Genomic DNA, 15,825 nt, shown 5'->3' on the forward strand with positions numbered 1-15,825 from the left:
GTGAATGACGGGGCGGGCAGTGCCTTCAGGGAAGACATGTGGTGCGACGGCGGCAGTTACCGGGGCAGGGCGGTTTCCAGTTCGTCGCGGCTCCGGACGCCCAGCTTCACGTAGGTGCGGTACAGGTGGCCTTCAACCGTGCGGACGGAGACCATGAGGCGCTGGGCTATCTCGCGGTCCGTGAGGCCCTGGACGGCCAGTTCCACGATGTCCTGCTCGCGTCTCGTGAGGTGCACGGTGGGAGCCGCCGCGATGAACCGGCCTTCGCGGAACCGCTCCCCCAGCTCGTGGTCGCACTTTTCGCGCTGCGCCACAGCCTGGCGGGACCGGCGGCGTTCCCCCGCCTGGTCAAGAACGGCACTGGCTCGGGCGTAGGCCTCGCGGGCAAGGTTGACGAAGCCGGATTCCTCCAGCGACGCGGCTGTCACCATCAGGGCGTCGCCATCGGCGGCTTCCCATCCGGTGGCAAGGGTCAGCATCGCCTCGGCCCAGCGCCCCTGCAGGCCGCCTGCTGCTTCCTGCACCATGGGAACGACGGAGGGATCCCCCAGATCCCAGCACATGGCGAGGAGTTCGAGCAGCTGCCCGGCCCGGCCGGAGGCTTCGGTAGTGGTCATCAGCGTGTGCAGCGACGCCAGGCCCTTGCCGTCGTGTGCAAGGTACTCTCCGGCGGCCATAGCGTAGCCCCGGGCCAGGAGGTCGGCGGGACCACCGGTCATGGCGTCTGCATAGTCCTGTTCCAGCCGCTTGGCCTGCGCGGCATCCCCCAGCCGGGCAGCAACGTAGTACCCCAGTGCGGAACCGAAGCCGAACAGCTGCAGGGGGTCATTAAGGCGCAGCGCCTCCACGGCCGGGAGCAACACCTGGTAGGCCCGCTCCATCCGCCCCTGGCGCAGCAGTGAGTACCCGCGCAGCACCTGCAGGCTGCCGCTGAACGTGGCCACTCCTGCAGCATGGGCGGCGGCGTAGCTGTTGAGTTCCCGCTCCGCGGACTCCCATTCGCCCATGGCCAGGTAACAGCTCACCAGCCGGCCGAGGACGACTTCCGGAAAGAAGTACAGGCTGTCCTCAAGCGGGGACAGCTCGGACGCGGCCCGGAGTGCGGCGTCAAGGCCGTCGCCGGGGCGACCTGCCGCGGCGAGTGCGTGCGCCAGCAATGCTTCCCCCAGCGCGGCCATCGGTTCCGCTTTGGTCTCGGAGAGGCCCGGGACCCTGATGCCCGCCACCTCGTCCGCCAGTGCCTGCCAGTCCGCTTCGGCCCCCGACTGGAGCAGGCGCAGCAGCTGCACTGGAAAGGCGGGACCTGCATCCCCGGCCTGGGAAACCTGGCTGAGCACGTCGTCGGCCACGGCTGCCAGGGACTGCCCGGCTGCCTGGTGGGCCGATACCCGCAACAGGAGGACAGCCGGCCCCTGGGGATCATCAGCGAGTGGTGCCCAGCACTCATCAAGGAGGGCCGCGGCGTCAGCGTAGGCGCCCTCGTTGTAAAGCGCCCGGGCCTGGATGGCCTGGGCGAGCGGCAGCGCGCCCGGGTCCTGGATCCGGGCCGCGATGGACCTGGCGCTGCCATTCCGGAAACGCAGGAGTGCTTCGCGGGCGGACTCCAGCATGTCCTCATCGGAGACCTTGACCCCGCATTCGATGGCCCACTCCACGGACCGCAGCCGCCCCTCACCGCTAAGCACCGTGCCGTTCTGCCGGCCACGGACCTTCTCCTGCAGCTGGAGGCTGCGGGAGACCGAGATGGTGTTCCTGATGGCGTCGGAAAAGAGTCCGTTCCACAGGGAAAGCTCGGCAGGCACGCCTGACGTTTCCACGGCCACCTGCTGGTCAAGGAGCGAACGGACCACCGGAGCGCCGCAAATTTCTTCGATGACCTTGCGGCCCACAGGGCCGGCCAGGGCGATGAGCTTCAGTGCTTCCTGCTCCTCGGGGTTGCGCCGCAGGTGGTCTTTGGCCACCACGGCTGTCAGCCGCGGTCCGTCCGCGGGCAGCGCTCCCAGCAGGATCCAGATCCCGTTGCGTTTGGAGAGGATTCCCGCTTCGGCGGCATCGTGCAGCAGCGCATCGAGGAGGCGGGGGTTCCCGCCGGACGCTGCCCAGACAGCCTCGATGGTGGCGGCGGGAACAGTTCCGTCCAGCAGGTGGGCGAGTACTTCTTCGATCTGTTCCCTGTTCAGCGGGCGCAGGTCCACGCGCTCGGCGAGCCCGTCGTACCAGAGCTGGTCCAGCGGCTGGGGCAAGCCCGGACGCGGCCTTGCCGCCGCCACAACCGTGGCCCAGCCGGCCGAGATGAGTTCGGCGACCACGCCGGCGGACGCATCGTCCAAGTAGTGGGCGTCGTCCAGCACCATCAGCACGGGCGCGCTGTTCCCGGCCCGCAGCTTTTCGAAATAGCTCCACATGGACCGCAGCACCGCCACCGGGGAGACGGATTCCTCGGCCGTCAGGTCGCCGGTATAGGGCGTCAGGACACCGAACGGAACCGCCGAGAGGGCGGAGCTGCCATGGATCCGCAGGATGTTCAGCTCGCCCGCGAGCCGTTCCGAAATGGCTTCGGCCAGGGACGATTTTCCAATCCCGGGACCGGCCATGAGAAACACCGCCTGGCTGATGCGGTTCCGGACGATGTTGCAGATCCTGTCCAGCGGCTCGCGGCGTCCGGTGAGGACCCTGCTTGCTGCTGCCTTGTGGCCGTTAGACGAGTCCAGTCAGATCACCCCTGGAGGTTACGCCGAGCTTGGTGAACACCTGGTACAGATGGCCCTCAACAGTCCGGACTGACACGCCCATTTCCAGGGCAATGTCGCGGTTGGATGCACCCCGGCCCGCAAGCCGCGCTATTTGCCGTTCCCTGCTGGTCAGCAATGGGCTGCCGCTGCTGGGCACGATGGGGAGGTTCGCAACCGTGGTGGCCAGGATGTCTAGGCGGGCCTGGGCCGTCCGGGCTGAAATCGAGTCCCCGTCCTGGCGCGCGAAGTCCACCGCGAGGGCCATGCACCGGGCCTCGACAGCGTCCAGCTCCAGGGTGGCGGCCAACTCGCCGCCGGCCAGGAGGGTCTTGGCATCCTTGGTACGGCTGCCCAGGGCAATGAGCCGGGAGACCTCGGCCAGCGGACCCTGACGGCGGCCGGCAATGTCTTCGAGCAACCGGAAGTCGGCATCGCTGCCGTTGACCGTGGCCGCGAGCAGTTCGACGCCTGCAAGGGTGTAAAGGCCGGCGGCGAGGTTCCGCCGGGCAGATTCCTTGAGCCGGGCCACGGAGTCGGCGTCGTTCAGCCAACGGCCGGCCGTCAGTGCGCAGAAGCGGATGATGCTGTCGTCGGCGAAGCCGGAGGCTGCACGGATCCGTTGCAGCTTGCCCAGGTACTTGCGGGCCTGGGGAGCGTTTCCTGTCTGCGCGTAGGCCAGGGCGGTGGCTGCATAGGTGTAACGGAGCGCGGTCTGGACGGGTTGGAGTTCCAGCTGCGCGCCGGCGGAGATCAGCAGGTCCAGGGCTGCGGCGCCACGGCCTGAGAAGACGTAGGCTATCCCGGCGCCCAGCTCGCTGGAAGCTGTCCCATAGGGCAGCCGGTACGGTTCGTCCGTGCTCTGGGGGCCCAGGAAGTCCAGGCAGCGCCGCCACTGCCCCGCCAGCAGAAGGACCATATAGGACTCCTTGGTGTACTGCTCCCGCAGCCCCACCACGTGGGAGGCGTCGCTGATCTGACCGCCGAGTTGGCGCATCAGTCCCAGCGCGTCCATCTCACGACCGGTGAGCACCAGCGCGGTCATCAGCAGGATCGCGGCGTGCATGCGGTAGCCGGTGTCCAGGTTCAGGGCGGGATCGGCGGCGGCTTCAAGATCGGGAATCAGTTCGGCGTAATCGCCCATGAAGGCCCGGTACTCGAACGCGCTCAGTGCCACCCGGTTGGCTGCGATGGCTGCCGGTTCGGGCCAGGATGGCCGCTCAGCCCCCATGCCGGCCAGCAGGCGCTCCCGGGCTTCGTCGAGCATTGACGGCACATTGTCCGCGTGCTCGGGCAGGCCCATCATCACTTTTGCCCTGGCCGCGACCACCTGTGCATATTCTTCGACGTCGAGGGCGTCCAGCTCCGGCTGCGAAATGTCCCCAAGGGCGGCAAGGGCCTGGTCCGGCATGTCCAGCTGAAGGTAGGCGGCCGCCCGCTGCCGCTGGGCAGGAACCCATTCCCGGTCTCCGCGGCGAAGCAGTTCGCCGTAGGTCAGCGCGAACCGCGGGTCAAACAGCTGGACGGCGGCTTCGGCTGCCGCAAGGGCCAGCGCGGGGCTCAGTTCTGCCTCGCACTCGTGGGTCCAGGCGGCAAAGGCCATCAGCTCCTCGACGGTCATGCCCGCCGGGTCCGGCTCTACACCGCCCAGGAGCACGGCACGCAATTCGCGGCGCCGGGCGATGCTCAGCCAGGTCCGCACGACGTCGCCGATGTATTTCTCGCGCAGTGATACCCAGCGGTGGTCGGAATCGTCGATTTCGAGGAGCCCGCCGTCCTCCATGTCCGCCACAACGTCGGCGCCGTAGATCGAGGTCAGCCGGGACAGCTCCACGCTCCGGGCGCAGGACAGCATTTCTATGACTTCGCGGGTTTCCTGGGTTTCCCGCGACCACCGGGAACGGACGATGTCGTCGAGGCTGGCCGCGCCGTCGAGGACTACTTTGTCGCGCAGGGTCCAGACGGAGTCGGACAGCACCAGGTTGCCGGACAATTGCTGCTCGGTGACCAGGGCCTTGAGCAGCAGCGGATTGCCTCCCACCATCTGGTGGTACGTGGTGACCAGGGAGGCGGACACACGGTGGCCCAGCAGTGAAAGGAGGACCTGCCGCGTCTGGAGCTCATTGAGGTTGCTGAGCCGGACCTCGGTGAGACGCCGGTCCGTGAGGAGCCAATGGAAGTCCGCGGGGAGGTCGCTGATCTTGGGTGCCACGGCGATGATTTTGGCGGTACCGGTCAGGAGCACGTTCAGGAGCACGCCGGCGCTGAGGTCATCGATGGTGCCGGAGGTGTCCAGCGTGACCACGCAGGGCCGGCCGGCAGCGTCACTGCGGATCAGGGACGTAATGCCACGCAGGATGGCGGTGGGCGAACCCATGTAGGCCTGCGGGAGGCGGGCAAGCAGGAAGGACAGGCACCCGTACGGTGTGGTGGAGCCGGCGGGTCCGCTGCGGAGCTGCAGCGACCAGACGTCCGGACCAAGGTCCGTGATGGCGGCACGTGCGAGGGATGATTTACCGACCCCCCGGCCGCCGGTGATAACGACGCCCAGCGAGTTATCTGCGGTCAGTGCTGAGCGGACAGATTCAAGGTTGCCGCTGCGGGCGGGCGCCGACCATTGCGGCCCGGGAATACCTTGGGCCGGAGTACGCAAACCAGTGTCGTGGGGTGCTGACCCACGCCCCCAGCTAAGTGGCTCGATTGACATGAACGTTCCCCTACATCCAGCTATAGCGGGATGTAGCCCCATTGCTCCCCCGCATAGCAAGAAGAGTACCTTGCCCGGCGGACAACGAGACAGGTCAAAGCCACTTTAAGTTTTGTGGCGCCCGGCGCGGCCAGCTATCCGGCGGTCTTGGCCGGATGGAACTTCTGCTGCGCCGCCGTGAGGCCATCCCGCAGGAGCAGCTCGACGGCGTCGGCCGCCTCGTCCAGCAGGAACGGCAGTTCCTTCAGCTCGGCAGTACCGAAATCACGTAGCACGTAGTCGGCAGTGTCCATACGGCCGGGCGGACGGCCTACCCCCACCCTGACGCGAACGTAATCCTTGGTGGCAAGGGCCTTGGAGATGTCGCGCAGGCCGTTGTGACCCCCCTCGCCGCCACCGATCTTCAGTTTCACAGTATTAAAGGGGATGTCGATCTCATCGTGGACCGCCACCACGTGGTCGGGTGTGATTCCGTAGAAGTTTGTTAGCGAGGACACAGGTCCGCCGGAGACGTTCATGTACGTCATGGGTTTGGCCAGCACCACGCGCGGACCGCCGATGCCCAGCCGCCCTTCGACCACTTGGGCGCGTGCCTTGTGGCTCTTGAACCCGGCACCTATCCGCCCCGCCAGTTCGTCCAGGACCATCTGGCCGATGTTGTGCCTGTTCCCTTGATACTGGGCTCCCGGGTTTCCAAGGCCTACGATCAGCCAGGTATCAGTCATGGGTTAATCCTAAGGTGGGTGTGGCGGTGCAATGGTGGGGAATGGCAATGGCCGGACCCCGTGCGGGATCCGGCCATTGCCACAGCGTGCGAGTTGGCTACTCGGCGGCTGCTGCTTCGGTGGCTGCAGCTTCGCCGGCGGAAGCCTCGGCCTGCTCGCCCTCTTCCTCGGCGATTTCGACTTCCTCAGAGATGTTCACAACCAGTGCCTCGGCGTCGGTCAGCAGGACAACGCCCTTGGGCAGCACGAGGTCGGATGCGTGGATGTGCTCGCCGGCGGCGCGGCCTTCGATGCTGACCTCGACGGCGGTGGGAACGTGGGTTGCCTCGGCTTCGAGGGACACGCTGGTCAGCTCGAGGTTGTGGACGGTGCCGGGCGCGGACTCGCCTGCAACGTGAACGGCGACGTCAACCGTGACCTTCTCGCCCTGGCGGACGGTCAGGAGGTCGATGTGCTCGATGATCTGCTTGATGGGGTCGCGCTGGATGTCCTTGACCAGGGCCAGGTGGCCTTCGCCGTTGATGTCCAGGGACAGCAGGGCGTTGGCGGTGCGGACGGCCAGGGTGGTGGCCTTGGCGGGAAGGGTGATGTGGATGGGCTCTGCGCCGTGGCCGTAGATGACGGCGGGGATCAGGTTGGCCATCCGTGCACGGCGGGCGTAGCCCTTGCCGAATTCGGTGCGCAGTTCTGCTGCGAGCTTCTGCTCAGACATGGAATCTCCTTGAAGGCTAAACGGTGTTCAGCGAGGGCGGAGGTCTGGGATGACCTTCAACGCCGGGCGGCCGGGGCGGCCCAATCCAAGAAGGCTGTTCTTCATCTGAAGGACAGGTCAGACCCAGTCGATCACGGAGATCTGCGGGCCGTCGAAACGGCCGCACTCCCTCGCCAAGGTTTCGGGCTACAGCCTACCAGTGCCGGCACCGTTTACTGAAAACGGTACCGGCACTGGCACTCAGGCGGGTGCTAGGCGTTGCCGTCGAACAGGCTGGTGACCGAACCGTCGTCGAACACTTCACGGACGGCGCGGGCGATGAGCGGCGCGATGGAAAGCACCGTCAGCTGCGGGAAGCGCTGCGACGGGTTCAGCGGCAGGGTGTTGGTGACCACCACTTCACGCGCACCGGACTCGGACAGGCGCTGTGCCGCCGGTTCGGAGAAGACGGCGTGCGTGGCGGCGATGATGACGTCCTTGGCACCGGCGTTCTTCAGCACCTGGACGGCGCCGGAGATGGTTCCGCCCGTATCGATCATGTCGTCGATCAGGACGCAGGTGCGTCCCTCGATCTGGCCCACCACGGTCTTGGACACGGCTTGGTTGGGGACGGTCAGGTCGCGGCTCTTGTGAACGAAGGCCAGGGGTGCGCCACCCAGGCGCTCGGCCCACTGTTCGGCAACGCGGACCCGGCCGGTATCCGGGGAAACCACGGTGATGTTCTCGGCATCAACGCGGGTGCGGATGTAATCGGCCAACAGCGGGATGGCCATCAGGTGGTCAACGGGGCCGTCGAAGAAGCCCTGGATCTGGGAGGTGTGCAGGTCCACGCTCATGATGCGGTCCGCACCGGCGGTTTTGTAGAGATCGGCCACCAGGCGGGCGGAGATGGGTTCGCGGCCGCGGCCCTTCTTGTCCTGCCGGGCATACGGGTAGAACGGCGACACCACGGTGATCCGCTTGGCGGAGGCACGCTTCAGCGAATCAATCATGATCAGCTGTTCCATGAGGTGGTTGTTCAGCGGGGCGGGGTGGGCCTGGATCACGAAGGCATCCGTGCCGCGGACGCTTTCACCGGCGCGGACGTAGATCTCACCGTTGGCGAAGTCATAGGCGTCCACCGGGAGGAGGTCGGTGCCGAGCTCCTTGGCGATCTCCCGGGCCAGCTCCGGATGTGCCCGCCCGGTGGCGAGCACCAGCTTCTTCTCGCCGTGCGCCGTAATTTCGCTCATTGTTACTTGCCCTCTTCTGTAGATGCCGGGGTACTTGAGGAGTTGTTGATGGCCGCCTGGGCCAATTCGGCGGATCGGCTGCCGGGACGGTTGGCCGGGACCCACCCTTCGGTGTTGCGCTGGGCGGCGATGCTCAGCGCAAGCGCACCTGCCGGGACGTCCTTGCGGATCACCGCGCCGGCGCCGCTATAGGCGCCGTCCCCCACGGTGACCGGCGCAACGAAGACCGTATTCGAACCTGTCCTGACGCCTGAGCCGATGACGGTGCGGTGCTTCTTCTCGCCGTCGTAATTGGCGGTGATGTTGCCGCAGCCGATGTTGGTGTCCTCGCCGATTTCAGCGTCGCCGGCGTAGCCCAGGTGGGACAGCTTGGAGCCGCGTCCGATGGTGACGTTCTTGGTTTCGTAGAAGGCGCCGATTTTGCCCTTTTCGCCAAGCACGGTGCCCGGGCGCAGGTAGGTGAAGGGTCCGACAGCGGCGCGCGGGCCGATCACTGAACCGGAACCGTGGGTGCGGATCACCGTTGCGCCCTCGCCCACCTCAACGTCGGTGAGGGTGGTGTCCGGCCCAACCACGGCGTCCCGCGCCACCGAGGTGGTGCCGTGCAGTTGCGTGTTGGGCAGCAGGCGGACGTCCTCGTCCAGGGTGACGGAGGAATCGATCCAGGTGGTGGAAGGGTCCACCACTGTTACGCCGGCGCGCATCCAGGCCTCCACGGTGCGCCGGTTCAGCTCCGCACCGAGGGCGGCCAGCTGGACGCGGTCGTTGGCGCCCTCCACCTGCCAGCGGTCAGCGGTGACGACGGCGGCAACGCGGCCGCCTGCCTCGCGGGCCAGCCCCAGCACGTCGGTGAGGTACTTCTCGCCCTGGGCGTTGTCGGTGGTGACCTTGCCAAGTGCTTCGCGCAGCACGGCGGCGTCGAAGGCGTAGATCCCGGAGTTGACCTCGCGGATCAGGCGCTCGGCGACGGTAGAGTCCTTGTGTTCGCGGATGCCGGTCACGGTGCCGTCCTCTCCGCGGAGGATCCGGCCGTAGCCTGTGGCGTCTTCCAGGACTGCGGTGAGCACGGTGACCGCGTTGGCTTCCCGTTCGTGGGTGGCAACGAGTTCGGCCAGCAGGCCGCCCGAAAGCAGCGGGACGTCACCGTAGGTCACCACCACGGTGCCGGTGAGCTCTTCCTTGGTGTCCAGCGCCTGCAGCGCGACCTCCACGGCACGGCCGGTGCCGGGAACCTCGTCCTGGTCCACGATGGCCGCGGACGGGTCGAGTTCTGCCACGTGCCCTGCCACAAGGTCGCGTTCGTGGCGGACCACGATGGCGAGCTGGCGGGGTTCAATGCTGCGGGCGGCCAGGAGTGCGTGGCCCACCATCGAGCGTCCACCGATTTCGTGGAGGATCTTGGGGGTACGTGACTTCATCCGGGTACCGGCACCTGCTGCCAATACGATGACTGCGGCCGGACCGGTGTTTTCAGGGATCACGTACGGATTCTCCTCGCTTTGTTGCGCTGGCGCTTCATGGTGTCCGGCCAACCTCCGCCGGCCCGGCACCGGGAGTTACCTGCTGAACTCCCCGCACAGCAGTTCCGCCCATAGGATTCGAACCTATACTCCACGGCTCCAAAGGCCGGGGTGCTGCCGTTACACCAGGGCGGACCATGCCTCCGGCACAAGGCCCGGGCACAAGTCCCTATTTTGCCACGGGTTCGGGGCAGCGCGCGACACAGCCCCTGCCAGCCGGGAGCCGGCGCCTTCCGGAAGCGGGAAAACGGGCCCGCCGGGGTAGGGCATGATGGAAATGTGAGCAACAACCCCCCGCGGACACGGATGACCGGCCTTCAGCGGCGGAACCAGCTGATCGACGTGGGGCGTGGCCTGTTCGCAGTCCGCGGACTGGACGGCACCACCATCGAAGAAATCGCCGCCTGCGCCGGCGTCTCGAAACCGGTGATCTACGAGCACTTCGGCTCCAAGGAAGGCCTCTACACCCAGGTGGTGGACTTCGAGTTCCACATCCTCCTGGACGCCATCAACACCGCACTGGCCGACGAAGCCAAGCCGCGCGTCCTGGTTGAACGCGCCGCCCTCGCCCTGCTCACGTACATCGAGGACCGCACTGAGGGCTTCCGGATCCTCATGCGCGACGCTCCCCCGTCCCAGCCCGAAGGCGCCTTCTCCACCCTGCTGTCCCACGTCACCGCCAGGGTGGAGCACATCCTGTCCGACGAGTTCTCCCGGCGCGGCTTCAGCGGCCAGGACGGTGCCATGTACGCGCAGATGCTGGTGGGCATGGTGGCCATGACCGGCCAGTGGTGGCAGGACAGCCGCCAACCCGACAAGAACACCGTTGCGGCGCACCTGGTCAACCTCGCCTGGAACGGCCTCACCGGCCTTAAGAAGGACCCGGAGCTGCAGTCGGAGCTCTAGGCGCTGGTCACCTTCGCGAGCGCGGCACCTGTCCCCTGCGTGCTGCTCCTTCGCATTGACGCGCGCTGCCGGGCAGCGTGCCCACGTCGGCGACGCCGGAGGCGGCCCTTCGGAAAGTCGCGCATCGCGGCGCATCGGGTGCCGGAGGTCGCTCAGCGACCGCAGGTGCCCTATGCGTCGTGTCTAAGCGACGGCGAAAGGCGGCCTCCGGCACCCAAGGTGACCTAGTCGCCGAGGAGTTCTGAGGCCTCGAGCCACTCGAGCTCCAGGGTGTCCTTTTCGTCGGCCAGGTTCTTCAGTTCGCTGTTCTGTTTGGCAAGGGCGTCGAAGTCCGACTTCTCGGTGCTCTTCACCATGTCGTCGTGCAGTTTCTTTTCCTGCTGGTCGAGCTTCTTGATCTGCCGCTCGATCCGGTTGAGGGCCTTGCGGGCCTCACGCTTTTCGGCTTCGGAGGGTCCTGTCCCGGTTGCCGAAGACGCGGCGCCGGCGCTGGTGACGGGGTTTCCTCCGCCGGTCACGGTGGATCCGGCCAGCGCGGCCTCGCGGAGTTCAAGGTACTGGTCCACGCCGCCGGGCAGGCCGCGGAGCTTGCCGTCGCCAAGGAGCGCCATCTGGTGGTCGGTGACGCGTTCGAGCAGGTAGCGGTCGTGGCTGACCACCACCAGGGTTCCGGGCCAGCCGTCCAGGACGTCCTCGACGGCGGCGAGGGTGTCGGTGTCGAGGTCGTTGGTGGGCTCGTCGAGCATCAGCACGTTGGGTTCGCCCACCAGCAGCCTCAGCAGCTGCAGGCGGCGACGCTCACCACCGGAGAGGTCCCGGACCGGTGTCCACTGCTTCTGGTTGGTGAACCCGAGCTGCTCCACCAGCTGGCCGGCGGTGAATTCCTTGCCGCCCACGTTGAAGGAACGCTTCTCGCGCTCAATGACCTCGATCACGCGCAGGTCAGCGACGTCGTCGAGCTCCTTGACTTCCTGGGTGAGCACCGCGGTGACCACCGTCTTGCCGCGCTTCAGCTTCCCGGCATCGGGGGCGATCTCGCCGTTCAGGAGCTTCAGGAGCGTGGTCTTGCCGGCGCCGTTGACGCCCACCAGTCCCAGCCGCTCACCCGGGGCCAGGCGGAGGGTGATGTTGTCGAAGAGCTTCTTCCCGGCGTCGTCGCCCTGGAAGTTCAGCGAGACGTGTTCCAGGTCCAGGACATCCTTGCCCTGGCGCGCGGTGGCCATCTTGCTCAACGCCATGGAATCCCGCGGCGCGGGAACATCGGCGATGAGCGCGTTGGCCGCCTCGATCCGGAACTTCGGCTTGGCGGTACGGGCAGGGGCTCCACGGCGCAGCCAGGCCAGCTCCTTCTTGACCAGCTGCTGGCGCTTGCCTTCCACCACGGAGGCCATCCGGTCCCGCTCGGCGCGGGCAAGCACGTATGCAGCGTAGCCGCCCTCGAAGGGGTCCACGATGCCGTCGTGCACCTCCCACGTCTTCGTGCAGATTTCGTCGAGGAACCAGCGGTCGTGGGTGACCACCAGGAAGGCGCCCTGGTTGGCGCGCCAGCGCGATTTCAAGTGGCGGGCCAGCCAGGCAACACCTTCGACGTCAAGGTGGTTGGTGGGCTCGTCGAGCATGATGACGTCGTGGTCCTCGATCAGCAGCTTGGCCAGGGCCACCCGCCGCTTCTGCCCGCCGGACAGCGCATGGACGTTGGCGTGCCAGTCAACGTCGGACACCAGGCCGCCCATGACTTCACGGATTTGCGGGTTGCGCGCCCACTCGTAGTCGGCCTGGTCGCCGACGATCGCGACGCCCACTGTCAGGTCGCCGTCGAGCACGTCGCTTTGGTCCAGGTAGCCGACGTTGACGTCGCCGCGCTTGGTAACGCGGCCGGAATCCGGGGTGGAGCGCAGGGCGAGCAGCCGCATCAGGGTGGACTTGCCGTCGCCGTTCCGGCCCACCATGCCGATGCGGTCGCCCTCCTCCAGTCCGAGCGTGACGCCGTCCAGGACTGTGCGGGTCGCGAAGGAGACCGTGAGGTTTTCGCCGCCAAGAAGGTGTGCCAAAAAGAACTGCTTTCTGCTGCCCGGATGGGCATTGCGCTGCTAGAGAAGGGTGTCGGAGATGATGCGGGCACCGGGAACGGGACCGTGGACGGCAAGGGCGGACAGGCCTTGGTGCTGCAGATCTTCCGCCAGTGCTTCCGCTGCCACGGAGTCATCCGCGAGCAGGGCCACGGTGGGCCCGGAGCCGGACACGATGCCGGCGATGGCGCCGTGCGATTCGCCGATGCCCAGCGTATCGCGCAGTGACGGGGCCAGTTCAATGGAGGCCCGCTGGAGGTCGTTGACCAGGATGCGGCTGAGGGCGTCTGCGTCGCCGCCGCGCAGGGCGGCCAGGATGTGCGGGTCGACGCCGGTGGGCTCGTCCGCGTGCACACCCTCCGCTTCCCGCAGCCTGTCCAAAGTCCGGAAGACTTCCGGGGTGGACAGCCCGAAATCGGCCGTAACCAGGACCCAGTGGGTCTTTGCCTTGGCGAGTGCCGGTGACAGCTGGTCACCAACCCCGAGCCCTACCGCCGTTCCGCCGAGCAGGGAGAACGGAACGTCGGCTCCGAGTTCGGCAGCAAGGTGCGCGAGTTCCTCCCGTGAGAGGCCGCTGTTCCACAAGGCATCGCAGGCCAGGAGCGTAGCGGCGGCGTCAGCCGATCCCCCGCCCATCCCGCCGGCCACGGGCACCCGCTTGGTGATTTCCAGGTGGACCCCTGTGGCGTGCTCGGAAACGTCGGCCATGATGGCGGCGGCCCTGTAGGCCAGGTTGCTGGCGTCGAGGGGAATGTCGACGGCGTCAAGGTCAAGGGTGCTGCCCGGGCTCAGGCTCACCGTGATGCCGGGCGTTTCCGTGCTGGTGGCGGCGACTTCTTCATAGAGGGAGACGGCCAGGTAGACGCTGGCCACGGAATGGTAGCCATCCGGCCGGAGCGGGCCGACGTCCAGCGAGACGTTGATCTTCCCAGGCGCCTTGACCCGGACCGTCCGCGCGGCGAACCGGACGGCGGGCGTGTTCACGCGCCCGCTTCCTTGGCTTCGGCGATCCTGGCGAATGCGGCGATGTCGATGACCTCACCGCGTGCGGTGGGGTCGACGCCGGCCGCCAGCAGGCAGCGTTCGGCTTCCGCCCCTCCCCCGGCCCAGCCGCTGAGCGCTGCACGCAAGGTCTTCCGCCGTTGGGCGAAGGCTGCGTCAATCACGGCAAAGACCTGTTGGCGGGTGGCGCTGGTGGCAGGCGGCTCGCGTCGGGTGAAGGCGACCAGTCCGCTGTGGATCTTGGGCGCGGGCCAGAACACGTTCATGCCGATCACTCCGGCTTTGCGCATCTGGCTGTACCAGGCCGCCTTGACCGACGGAACGCCATAGGTCTTCGAGCCCGGACCGGCGGCCAGCCGGTCGGCTACCTCGTCCTGGACCATGACCAGGCCATGCTGCAGGCTCGGGAAATGCTCCAGGAGGTGCAGAACCACAGGGACCGCCACGTTGTAGGGCAGGTTGGCTACCAGCGATGTTGGTTCGACGGGAAGGTCCGTGACCTTCATGGCGTCAGCCTCGACGAGGTGGAAATTCCCGACGGCGGCCGGCCGCCATTCAGCCACAGTGGCCGGAAGCTTGGCGGCGAGGACGGGATCGATCTCCACTGCCACGACGGCCGCGGCGGCGTCCAGCAGGCCCAGCGTCAGTGAGCCGAGGCCTGGGCCGACTTCCAGGACCGTCTCATTGGCCGCGATTCCTGCTGCGGACACGATCCTGCGGATGGTGTTGCCGTCAATGACGAAGTTCTGGCCGAGGGTCTTCGTGGGCCTGACACCGATCTCCCCTGCCAGCCGGCGAATGTCGGAGGCACCGAAAAGCGGTGCGGGCGCGGCGGGGTTGGGTTCAGTCACCTAGGTATCCTATCCCGCGCGGCCGGGCCGTTTCCGCCGGGCAGGCCGTGTTAACGGCCGAAGCCGGGCCCGGAAAATACCGGGCCCGGCTTCGGCGCGTGGACCATGCCAGTACGGGCTGGCAGCGGATCAGCTAGCTGCTGGCTGCCCAGCCGCAGCCCCACGGCTGCAGGCCGCGCTGCGCGTACACGCGGTTCGCGATGTCGATCTGCTGTGCCTTGGTGGCCAGGCTGGCGTTGGGGGCGTAGGCCCCGCCGCCGGCGCCGATCCACGTCCGGATGTCGAACTGCAGGCCGCCGTAGTAGCCGTTGCCGCTGTTGATGCTCCAGTTTCCGGTGGACTCGCACTGGGCGATCTTGTCCCACATGGCTTCGTTCATCATGGCCGGAGCAGCAGCGCCGGTGTTGCTGCCGGCGGCCGGGGCCGCAGCGGCCTGGGCGACGGGCTTTGCCTTGGTGCCGACCGTGACCTTCTCAGCGACAGGCTGGACGGCTACGGCTTCAGAGACGAGGGTGCGGGAGGCTTCACGGCCGTCCACGAGGACCAGCTTGAAGGTCTTCTCCAGCTTGCCCGCAGCGCCTGCCTGGGTGACTTCCTTTTCGCCCTTGAGCATCTCGGCGTCTTCGGTGGTCACGGTCTCGAAGGGGACGTCCTCGGTGGTTTTCGCCGTCTGGCCGTTATCAACGCGGGACACTTTGATCACCATGTTGTTGACGACGTGCGCGTTGGCGGGCTGGGAGGTCCTGTCGTTGGCGCCGATGGTCAGCCCGGCGCCCTGGAGCACGTCGCCTACAGTGGCCGCGGTGGTGGTGGTGGTGTTCACCTTGCCATCGGCGACGATGCTGACGGACTTGGGGGTGGAGATGGACACGAAGGAGCCGGCAAGTGCGAGCTGCGCGTCCTTGGGAACGGACAGCGATGAGGTGCTGGCCACGCCGAGTTCGGTGACCAGGCCTGCGACGTCCTGCGCGGTGGTACTGACCGTTTTTTCTGCTCCGTCGAGGCTGACCTTGACTTCCTTGGCCTGGTTGACGTTGATGACGGTTCCGTTGTGGACCGAGGCGTCGATGGCTGGGGAAACCCTGTCTGCGGGCTTCAGTTCGATGTTGGCGCCCTTGACGACCTGGCCTACGGTGCCGCCGAAGGTCTGGACGGAAGAGACCTTGCCATCAACGTTGAGCGTGACGGTTTTGTTATTGCCGACGAAGGCTACGAGCCCCGCTACCAGGGTGCACAGCACCAGCAGCTGGGCTCCAACCTTGAAAAAGCTGATCTTGCCATCCGATGTGAAGAACTTGACCACGATTGCCCGTAACTTTAGGTCCATCCGGGCACGGGGATTTGCGCAGTAAAATGCCCGGCACCGCCTTTG

At 66.9% G+C, this 15,825-nt stretch carries 11 protein-coding genes and 1 tRNA gene; 1 reads left to right on the plus strand and 11 read right to left on the minus strand.

Annotated elements, in window-relative coordinates; all coding sequences use genetic code 11:
* Positions 1-56: 56 nt before the first annotated feature.
* The 7 genes from OVA06_RS11975 to OVA06_RS12005 all read right to left on the minus strand — a co-directional run bounded on the left by OVA06_RS11975 (position 57) and on the right by OVA06_RS12005 (position 9,760).
* Positions 57-2,594, minus strand: coding sequence for a helix-turn-helix domain-containing protein (locus OVA06_RS11975; RefSeq protein WP_268158506.1), 2,538 nt, complete (start codon positions 2,592-2,594; stop codon positions 57-59).
* 103 nt (positions 2,595-2,697) lie between these two features.
* Positions 2,698-5,436 (minus strand): helix-turn-helix transcriptional regulator, encoded by a 2,739-nt coding sequence (locus tag OVA06_RS11980; RefSeq protein ID WP_268158508.1) that lies wholly within the window; start codon positions 5,434-5,436, stop codon positions 2,698-2,700.
* 134 nt (positions 5,437-5,570) lie between these two features.
* Complete coding sequence (gene pth, locus OVA06_RS11985) at positions 5,571-6,161, minus strand: aminoacyl-tRNA hydrolase (RefSeq protein ID WP_261620501.1); 591 nt, start codon at positions 6,159-6,161, stop codon at positions 5,571-5,573.
* A gap of 97 nt (positions 6,162-6,258) precedes the next feature.
* A complete protein-coding gene (locus tag OVA06_RS11990) occupies positions 6,259-6,873 on the minus strand; it encodes a 50S ribosomal protein L25/general stress protein Ctc (RefSeq protein WP_056081820.1) in 615 nt (204 codons plus the stop codon).
* 251 nt (positions 6,874-7,124) lie between these two features.
* On the minus strand, positions 7,125-8,105 hold the full coding sequence (locus OVA06_RS11995; RefSeq protein ID WP_056081823.1) for a ribose-phosphate diphosphokinase: 981 nt from the start codon (positions 8,103-8,105) through the stop codon (positions 7,125-7,127).
* Positions 8,106-8,107: 2 nt separating this feature from the next.
* Positions 8,108-9,586, minus strand: a complete 1,479-nt coding sequence (gene glmU / locus OVA06_RS12000) for a bifunctional UDP-N-acetylglucosamine diphosphorylase/glucosamine-1-phosphate N-acetyltransferase GlmU (protein ID WP_268158510.1) — start codon at positions 9,584-9,586, stop codon at positions 8,108-8,110.
* A 102-nt stretch (positions 9,587-9,688) separates the two neighbouring features.
* Positions 9,689-9,760: transfer RNA gene (locus OVA06_RS12005), tRNA-Gln, on the minus strand.
* A gap of 144 nt (positions 9,761-9,904) precedes the next feature.
* Here OVA06_RS12005 and OVA06_RS12010 point away from each other — a divergent pair.
* Positions 9,905-10,531 carry a TetR/AcrR family transcriptional regulator gene (locus OVA06_RS12010; protein ID WP_056081829.1) on the plus strand — a complete coding sequence of 209 codons (627 nt, stop codon included), beginning with the start codon at positions 9,905-9,907 and terminating at the stop codon, positions 10,529-10,531.
* A gap of 224 nt (positions 10,532-10,755) precedes the next feature.
* On the opposite strand, the gene OVA06_RS12015 is transcribed toward OVA06_RS12010, so the two are convergent.
* The 4 genes from OVA06_RS12015 to OVA06_RS12030 form a co-directional block, all read right to left on the minus strand.
* The gene (locus OVA06_RS12015) at positions 10,756-12,582 is read right to left on the minus strand and encodes an ABC-F family ATP-binding cassette domain-containing protein (protein WP_056081831.1); all 1,827 of its coding nucleotides are present in this window, start codon (positions 12,580-12,582) and stop codon (positions 10,756-10,758) included.
* A gap of 39 nt (positions 12,583-12,621) precedes the next feature.
* Positions 12,622-13,584: a 4-(cytidine 5'-diphospho)-2-C-methyl-D-erythritol kinase gene (locus OVA06_RS12020; RefSeq protein WP_082497432.1), complete on the minus strand. Its 963-nt coding sequence runs from the start codon at positions 13,582-13,584 to the stop codon at positions 12,622-12,624.
* Positions 13,581-14,453 carry a 16S rRNA (adenine(1518)-N(6)/adenine(1519)-N(6))-dimethyltransferase RsmA gene (gene rsmA / locus OVA06_RS12025; protein WP_056081836.1) on the minus strand — a complete coding sequence of 291 codons (873 nt, stop codon included), beginning with the start codon at positions 14,451-14,453 and terminating at the stop codon, positions 13,581-13,583. Before rsmA ends, OVA06_RS12020 begins: the two co-directional genes overlap by 4 nt.
* Before the next feature lie 133 nt (positions 14,454-14,586).
* On the minus strand, positions 14,587-15,780 hold the full coding sequence (locus tag OVA06_RS12030; RefSeq protein ID WP_200937842.1) for a resuscitation-promoting factor: 1,194 nt from the start codon (positions 15,778-15,780) through the stop codon (positions 14,587-14,589).
* Positions 15,781-15,825: the final 45 nt, after the last annotated feature.

Origin of the sequence: Pseudarthrobacter sp. SL88, from assembly GCF_026672455.1 — a bacterium.
Classification (GTDB): domain Bacteria; phylum Actinomycetota; class Actinomycetes; order Actinomycetales; family Micrococcaceae; genus Arthrobacter.